The organism is Pseudarthrobacter sp. CCNWLW217, from assembly GCF_037203985.1.
GTDB lineage: Bacteria > Actinomycetota > Actinomycetes > Actinomycetales > Micrococcaceae > Arthrobacter.
In genome coordinates, this window is sequence record NZ_JBBCBT010000044.1 from 1 (window position 1) to 2,323 (window position 2,323).

2 protein-coding genes are annotated in these 2,323 nt (G+C 65.1%); both read right to left on the minus strand.

What is annotated here, in order from left to right; genetic code table 11:
- The coding region (locus tag V9L18_RS21940) for a glucose-6-phosphate dehydrogenase assembly protein OpcA (protein WP_337349259.1) at nt 1–812 on the minus strand (812 nt) is incomplete at its 3' end.
- The coding region (gene zwf, locus V9L18_RS21945; RefSeq protein ID WP_337349260.1) for a glucose-6-phosphate dehydrogenase at nt 809–2,323 on the minus strand (1,515 nt) is incomplete at its 5' end. The genes V9L18_RS21940 and zwf, both read right to left, overlap by 4 nt.

Consider the following 2,323-nt stretch of genomic DNA (forward strand, 5'->3'; position numbering starts at 1 on the left):
GGCAGGGAGATGCGTTGGGCGGGTTGGCCTGGTTGGGTGAGTTCGGCGATGGAGAGTCCGGGGCGGAAGAGTTGGACGTCGCCGCCGGGGCGGGTGAGGCGGACGCGGCGGATGCCGGTCCCGGCGGGGTCCGCGACGATGGTGACGGGGGCGTCCAGGGACAGGGTGAGCCAGGCTGCGAGCAGGATGGTGGAGGGGGAGTCGGAGGCTCCTTCGACGGCGACGGCGGTCACCGGGGAGGAGTCGACCTGGTCCAGGACTGCGGCGAGCTGGATCCGCCAGTTGGTCAGCCGGGTCCAGGCGAGGTCGGTGTCGCCTGCCTTGTACGTGGACCGGATGTTCTCCAGCGCCAGTTGGGGGTCCGGTTCGTTGGCCGAGTCCGTGATCCGGCGGTGCGCGATCCGGCCGATCGAGGTTTCGCAGGCGTTCTCCGGCGCCCCGTGCGGCCACCAGGCCACGATCGGGGCGTCCGGCAGCAGCAGGGCCGCGACGAGTGATTCGGACTCGTGCGCGAGTTCGCCGTAGCCGCGCAGCACGATGACTTCGGACGCGCCGGCGTCCCCGCCGACCCGGATCTGCGCGTCGAGCCGGTCCGGGGCCTGCGCTCCGGCGTCGGCGAGCACGATGATCCGGCAGGGGTGTTCGCGGCTGGCCTCGTTCGCGGCCTCGATCGCTTCTTCCTCCAGCCCGGACTTGGTCACCACCACCAGGGTCAGGACCCGGCCCAGGGCGATCACGCCGCCCTGCTCACGCAGCGACATGATCTTCTTGGAAATCTTCGAGGTCGTGGTGTCCGGCAGGTCAACAATCATGGCCTTCTCCAGGTTCGTCCGTCACGGGCCAGCAGCTCATCAGCGCTGGCGGGGCCCCAGGACCCCGGGGCGTAGGGTTCGGGCTGTTCGTCCAGGGTGGCCCAGTAGTCCTCGAACGGGTCCAGGATCTTCCAGGACAGTTCCACTTCCTCATGCCGCGGGAACAACGGCGGCTCACCCAAAAGCACATCCAGGATCAACCGCTCATACGCCTCCGGAGACGACTCGGTAAACGAATGCCCGTACCCGAAGTCCATCGTCACGTCCCGGACTTCCATCTGCGTGCCCGGGACCTTGGACCCGAACCGGATCGTCGCGCCCTCATCGGGCTGGACCCGGATCACCACCGCGTTCTGCCCGAAGTCATCCTCACCATGGTCACGGAACAACAGGTTCGGCGCGCGTTTGAACACCACCGCGATCTCCGTCACCCGCCGGCCCAGCCGCTTGCCCGCGCGCAGGTAGAACGGCACACCGGCCCAGCGCCGGGTATGGATATCCACCCGGATCGCGGCGAACGTCTCGGTAGTCGAATCAGCCGGGATGCCCTCTTCCTCCAGATAACCCTGGACCTGCTCCCCGCCCTGCCAGCCACCGGCGAACTGGCCCCGCGCCGAATGCGTGGACAAATCCTCCGGAAGCTTGACCGCGGCCAGGACCTTTTCCTTCTCCGCCCGCAAATCATCGGCATTAAACGAAATGGGCTCCTCCATCGCCGTCAGCGCCAACAACTGCAACAGATGGTTCTGGATCACATCCCGCGCAGCACCCACACCGTCGTAATACCCCGCCCGGCCGCCCGTGCCGATGTCCTCAGCCATCGTGATCTGGACATGGTCCACATAATTCGCGTTCCACAACGGCTCGAACAACTGGTTCGCGAAACGCAACGCCAGGATGTTCTGCACCGTCTCCTTCCCCAGATAATGATCAATCCGGAACACCGCATCCGGCGGGAACACCGACTCCACAATGTCATTCAACGCCCGCGCCGACTCCAGGTCATGCCCGAACGGCTTCTCAATCACCACCCGCCGCCACTTCTCCCCATCAGCCTGCGCCAGGCCATGCTTGGACAACTGACGGCAGACCTGCTCAAAGGCCTTCGGCGGGATCGAGAGGTAAAACGCGTGATTACCCCGCGTCCCACGCTCCTCATCCAACAACGCAATCGTGTCACCCAGACGCTCAAACGCGTCATCATCATCAAACTCGCCCTGGACAAACCGGACACCCTCGGACAACTGGTTCCACACCGCCTCATCAAACGGCGTCCGCGCATAAGCCTGCACCGAGGACTTCACCTCAGCAGCGAACTCCCCATCACTCCACGCCCGCCGCCCAAAACCCACCAACGCGAAACTCGGCGGCAACAACCCCCGGTTCGCCAGGTCATACACAGCCGGCATCAGCTTCTTACGCGCAAGATCACCAGTCACCCCAAAAAGCACCAACGACGACGGACCAGCAATCCTATTCAAACGACGATCACGCGGATCCCGGAGCGGATT